This window comes from Sulfurimonas sp. (genome assembly GCF_014859695.1).
Classification (GTDB): Bacteria; Campylobacterota; Campylobacteria; order Campylobacterales; family Sulfurimonadaceae; genus Sulfurimonas.
This window is the reverse complement of the sequence record NZ_JACUTS010000098.1, coordinates 1-5477: the sequence shown is the minus strand read 5'-3', so window position 1 is coordinate 5477 and position 5477 is coordinate 1. Positions and strand designations below refer to the sequence as shown.

The following is a 5477-nucleotide window of genomic DNA, read 5'->3' as shown; positions in this document are numbered from 1 at the left end:
CTTTAGTGCAATACTTTTGGATTGTTTTTTTGGTAAATTAGGTGCGAAAGTTGAGTTAGGTATCTTTATCTCAAAAGGGATGCCTTTTTCAAATACCGTTTGAGCCAAAAATATATTGAACGCATCGCTTAACCCAATTCCGTACTGGCTTAATATCTCTTGCGCTTTGTTTTTAATATCAGAGTCAAGATAGACATTTGTTCTGATTTTTTGTACAGCTCTGCTCATAACAACTCCTTTGCTAATAATAATCTGCATTTTAACACACATTGTGCGCACAAGTCAATACTGCATTACAAAACTATGGCTTATCTATCATGTACCCCATCCCGCGCACGTTAATCACAAAATCCTCTTTAAGGTTTTTTTTGAGGCGGTTTATTTCGGCTCTGATAGTTGCGTTGTCTACTATCTGCTCGCTCCATACGTAGTTTTGAAACTGTTCAAAATCCACGATGCGCCCTCTGTTTCTTGAGAGGAGGTCTATAATCTGGGACTGTCTTTTGGTGAGTATCTGCGTCTCTTGGTTAAAGAGTAGCGTTGAGTGTTCTTGGTCGTAGCTGTAGTTTTTTGAGAGCCTGAGATGTACTCTTGGAGTCGTGTCTAGTATTTTAACTCTGTTTACCCTAAGTGAGAGCTCTTTGAGATGAAACGGCTTTTTTAAGTAGTCGTTGCACCCCAAATCATACGCGCGCGAAATATCCTCTATGTCAACCAGAGCGCTTATATAAATTGCGGGTACATGTATCTTTAGTGCGTGAATCTTCTCTAAAAAACTCAAACCGTCAAGCCCCGGAACGGTAATGTCTAAGATGAGCAAATCGTACACATTCTCTTTTATGGTCTCTAACGCTTTTAGTCCATCAAAGAAACTCTCTACCTGATGCCCTTCGCTCTGAAGATATTCGCATATTGACTCATTGAGCATAACCTCATCTTCTAAAAGCAGTATCTTCATCAATCTCCCATCGCTTTGAACTTATAGCTAAATGTGGTCATTTCGTTGTCTGAACTTACCCTCACCTCAACGCCCTCTTCATCGCAAATACTCTTAACAAGTCTAAGTCCAAGCCCAAAACCCTCTTTTTTCTTCTCTTCTCTGTAGTAGGCTTCAAAAACTTTTCTAGTATCCTCTATAATTTTTGATCTGCTGCTTACCAAAAACTCTATAAAAGCTCCTGCTTTTTGAAGCTTTACCTCTGCATTTTCGCCTGGAAGCGTGTATTTGATAGCGTTGGTCAAGGTGTTGTCTACTACTCTTTGAAGCTTTGTCTCATTGAAGTATATATGCAGCTCTTCGTTTGGGTTGATGTAGTTAAATTTTATTCTTGAAAACTCTGCAACTTCTCTAAAAAAATCTATCCTGCTGCTTAGAAAATTGTTGAAATTTATTGGGGTCTTTTTATACTCAATATGATCTTTTTTTACAAGATAGCTCAAATCATCGTAGATGCTGAAGATATTTTTTGCCGCAGCCTCTATTTTTGAGAGTTCTCTATCTTTTGGATGTTTCATAAGGTAGAGCTCAATACTTGTAAGTATTACGCTAAGCGGCGTATTTGTCTCATGAACCGTATAGCGCAAAAACTCCTTTTGGGCAATGAGAAGATCCTGTGAAAAGCTCTTCTGCTCCTCTAGATTTTTGTTTATCTCCAAAAGTGCCGCCGTTTTATTCTTCACTCTCTCTTCAAGTCCGAGATTTAGCTCTTTTAGGCTCTTTTTCTGCTCATTTATTTTGCTTACCATCTCATTTGCATAACCGACCATCTCTTTAAAATCTTGAAAAAATATAGTATCTGGGTTTATTGCCTCTTCATGGTCAACCGCTTTTTTAAAAAAGTTCAAAAATGCCTCGGTGTCTCTTTGTAAAAACTTGTTAAAGAGGTTGTTCAATCCAAGAAATATGGCAAAAAGTATAAAAGAGAGAGTAACGATGGCAAGCGCGGTTCTCACCAAAAGCGACTTTAACTTTTTTTTATTTTCATCTATAAGGTTAGCATCTAGAGTGTTTTCACTCTTTACAAGCGAGCTCTTCTCAAGCGCCCTCTCATAGTCTTTATACATCTCATCGACAAGAAGAGCGACAAAAACCATAGTAAGCAAAAATATGACCGTTATCGTAAAAACATTTGCCTGTTTTATTGTTATCTTTTGAAATAGTGATTTAATTTCCATGTTCAAGATTATACACTCATTTATTTTTTAATAAAACTTTTATTTAAAATATTTCACTATAATTACGAAATATTTTACAAAAAAAGGCAAAGAATGTTTGGCAAAAAACTAAGAAAATACGAGTTAAGCGAAGAAGAAGTAAACAAGCTCCAGTGGGCAAAGATAGCTACAAGCAAAGGCGATATCTGGTTGAAACTGCTTCCAAAAGAGGCTCCAAATACGGTTGCGAACTTTGCACATCTTGCAGAGTCAGGCTTTTACAACAACCTTAGTTTTCATCGCGTAATTCCAGGATTTATGGCGCAAGGCGGCTGTCCTCAAGGAACAGGAACAGGCGGACCGGACTGGGCTATCCCATGTGAGACAAAAACAAATGTAACAAAACATAGAAGAGGCGCTTTATCTATGGCTCATGCCGGACCAAACACTGGTGGAAGCCAATTTTTCATCACTTTTGTTGCAACTCCTCACCTTGATGGTGTTCATACAGTTTTTGGCGCTATAGACAAAGATGATACAGAGAGTTTTGCAACGCTTGATAGCATCGAAGGTCAAGATGCAATCAACTCTATCGAGATTTTTGAAACTCGTCCCTAAACTGCCAAATAAATGTTAGTACACATCTGCTGCAGCGTCGATTCACATTTTTTCTTGCAAAAGCTGCAGCATGACTACCCCGATGAGAAGCTTACCGGTTTCTTCTACGACCCGAATATTCATCCCTATTCAGAGTATCAGCTTCGACTGCTTGACGTAAAACGCTCATGCAAAAAACTTGGCATCGAACTGCTTGAGGGAGAGTATGATTTTGAGGCATGGATGGAAGCTGTCAGGGGTTTGGAGAACGAGCCTGAAAAAGGCAAAAGATGCGAAGTCTGTTTTGACAAACGCTTTGAGAGAAGTGCCCAAAAAGCGCTTGAGCTCGGCGAAAAAAGCTTTACGACGACACTTCTTGTCAGTCCTCTTAAATCACAAGAGCAGCTCAAACGCAGCGGCGAACTCTTTTTTCAAAAACACGGTATTGCGTTTGTCTCATTTGACTACCGCACAGACGGAGGAACTCAGGAGCAGAGCCGCGTGACAAAAGAGGAGCAACTCTACCGTCAAGACTACTGCGGCTGCATCTATGGACTAACCATGCAGCGCGAGCAGCAAGAGCGGCTTATGGATGAGATGTTCTCCCCCCTTTCAAATATTACTCTTCCCTCCTCTATCCAAGAGAGGCTCGAACTTTACAACCGCAGAAATGAGCTTGAAGATGAAAATATTGACTATAAAATCATAAGAGAGAAGTTTTTAAACTATCGCCAATTTAGCCTCAAAGTAATATCGGGCAAAACGGAGGTTATTGACGCTTATGCACTTTTTTACTCCACTCTTCCCAGAAAAAAAGCACAGGGAAGAGTTGAATTTTTGCATAAAGATGTCGGTTATTTCAACCGTGAAGAGATAAAGTTTGTAACTCTTAAACACTTTAACTCCGAGTGCAATCTCGATTATAAAAATATAAAAGAGCTCCTTTTTAACCCTCCTAGTTTTGAAAAAGAGCTAAAATTTAGAGATACACTCACAGATACAAGCTACAATTTAAGCCCGATTATTGTCGTAAATGAAATACCCCAAACAAAGCTAACCATAGAACTTGATGCCAAAACTTATGAGGACACCAGAGAAAGACTTATAGACTTCTTGCAAAACCCCTAATAGTCTCAGAGAGATCAAAAGGGGTAAGATTGTGCAAAACAAATTTTTATGCCTAGCCGTAGCTAAGGATAAAATATTTTTTTGTGCAAGGTTGCCCCTTTTCATCTCTCCCTGCGGGCACTTTACAGAGAGCTTTACTCTTCGTTAGATAACCTTCAGAGTAGCTACAGCTACGCTGAAGAACATCTGCCTCGATTAAAACTCTCTGTAAAGTGCTGAGACTATTAGGGGCTATGCAAGAAGTCTAATGATTCTATAATATTTATTTTGGTAGAATAACCGAATTTATTAAATTACAAAGGTTTTACTAATGATTATGGATGTTGTAGAAATTCAAAAAATTATACCTCACCGCTACCCTTTTTTACTTCTAGATAGAGTTACAGAGATTAAAGAGAAAGAGTCTCTTATCGGGTTTAAAAACGTAACAATAGGCGACAACATATTTCAAGGTCACTTTCCGGGTCATCCGATCTATCCAGGCGTTATGATTTTAGAGGGAATGGCACAAGCCGGCGGCATATTGGCATTTAAAAGTATGGGCGATATGACCGAAGAGGAAGCTGCAAACAAAGTAGTCTATTTTATGAGCATCGATAAAGCGAAGTTTCGCACTCCCGTAAAACCGGGTGATAGACTTGAGTACCGCATAAGCGTCATAAAAAACAAAGGTCAAATCTGGGTACTTGACGGCAAGGCTTATGTTGATAATGTTTTAGTATCAGAAGCTGAACTAAAAGCTATGATAGTTGATAAGTAAGAAAAGGTAAATCATTGAATAAAATCTCCCCTTTGGCAATTATTGAAGATGGTGCGGTTATAGGCGATAATGTCGAGATAGGACCATACTGTTTTATCTCAGCAGCCACCACCATCGGCGACGGTACAAAGATAGAACAAAGCAGCTCTGTCTACGGAAAAACTACTATTGGAAAGAATAACCATATCTTTTCACATGCAGTAATCGGTTCGGCTCCGCAAGATCTTAAGTTTGCAGGCGAAGATGTAGAGCTAATCATCGGAGACAATAACAAGATCAGAGAATTTACCCTTTTTAACCCCGGCACAAAAGGCGGCGGCGGCAAAACAATTATCGGCTCTCACAACCTTTTTATGGGTTATGTACATGTCGGGCATGACGTAATCATCGGCAATCACTGTATTTTAGCAAATGCTGCAACACTTGCAGGACATGTTGAGATGGGTGATTATGCCGTTATTGGCGGGATGACGCCTATACATCAATTTGTTCATATCGGCGATTATGCGATGGTAGCAGGTGCATCTGCTCTGGCTCAAGACGTTCCTCCTTTTTGTATGGCAGAGGGAAATCGCGCAACCCTTAGAGGTCTAAATCTAACGGGGCTTAGAAGACATTTAAGCCGTGAAGATATTGATGAGTTAAAATCTGCCTACAGAGATCTTTTTGAGGCAGGAAAACCGTTAAAAGACGTTGCAAGCGAGTTGATTGAAAAAACTAAAAACCACCAAGTCCAAACTCTTTGCAACTTTATTCTCAAAACAAAACGTGGAATCCCCTACGAAAGAAAGAAAAACGATGACTAAAAAAGCACAAGTGCTTTGGGCTCTCTGCCAAA

Annotated in this window: 8 protein-coding genes; 5 read left to right on the top strand and 3 right to left on the bottom strand. The window is 39.5% G+C overall.

Annotated features, from left to right (window positions below; all coding sequences use genetic code 11):
* The 3 genes from IBX42_RS11035 to IBX42_RS11025 all read right to left on the bottom strand — a co-directional run.
* Positions 1-228: type II toxin-antitoxin system RelB/DinJ family antitoxin (locus tag IBX42_RS11035; RefSeq protein ID WP_294932882.1), on the bottom strand; the 228-nt coding region annotated here is incomplete at its 3' end.
* A 73-nt stretch (positions 229-301) separates the two neighbouring features.
* Complete coding sequence (locus tag IBX42_RS11030; protein ID WP_294932880.1) at positions 302-958, bottom strand: response regulator transcription factor; 657 nt, start codon at positions 956-958, stop codon at positions 302-304.
* A complete protein-coding gene (locus IBX42_RS11025; RefSeq protein ID WP_294932887.1) occupies positions 958-2175 on the bottom strand; it encodes a HAMP domain-containing sensor histidine kinase in 1218 nt (405 codons plus the stop codon). Before IBX42_RS11025 ends, IBX42_RS11030 begins: the two co-directional genes overlap by 1 nt.
* A gap of 93 nt (positions 2176-2268) precedes the next feature.
* Between IBX42_RS11025 and IBX42_RS11020 the strand changes: the two genes are divergently transcribed.
* The 5 genes from IBX42_RS11020 to lpxA all read left to right on the top strand — a co-directional run bounded on the left by IBX42_RS11020 (position 2269) and on the right by lpxA (position 5445).
* Positions 2269-2772: a peptidylprolyl isomerase gene (locus IBX42_RS11020; RefSeq protein WP_294932878.1), complete on the top strand. Its 504-nt coding sequence runs from the start codon at positions 2269-2271 to the stop codon at positions 2770-2772.
* 12 nt (positions 2773-2784) lie between these two features.
* The gene (locus IBX42_RS11015; protein ID WP_294932876.1) at positions 2785-3879 is read left to right on the top strand and encodes an epoxyqueuosine reductase QueH; all 1095 of its coding nucleotides are present in this window, start codon (positions 2785-2787) and stop codon (positions 3877-3879) included.
* An 81-nt stretch (positions 3880-3960) separates the two neighbouring features.
* Entirely contained in the window at positions 3961-4098 is a 138-nt protein-coding gene (locus IBX42_RS11010) for a hypothetical protein (RefSeq protein ID WP_294932874.1), read from the top strand.
* Positions 4099-4192: 94 nt separating this feature from the next.
* Positions 4193-4639 carry a 3-hydroxyacyl-ACP dehydratase FabZ gene (gene fabZ / locus IBX42_RS11005; protein WP_294932884.1) on the top strand — a complete coding sequence of 149 codons (447 nt, stop codon included), beginning with the start codon at positions 4193-4195 and terminating at the stop codon, positions 4637-4639.
* A 14-nt stretch (positions 4640-4653) separates the two neighbouring features.
* Complete coding sequence (gene lpxA / locus IBX42_RS11000; RefSeq protein WP_294932872.1) at positions 4654-5445, top strand: acyl-ACP--UDP-N-acetylglucosamine O-acyltransferase; 792 nt, start codon at positions 4654-4656, stop codon at positions 5443-5445.
* Positions 5446-5477: the final 32 nt, after the last annotated feature.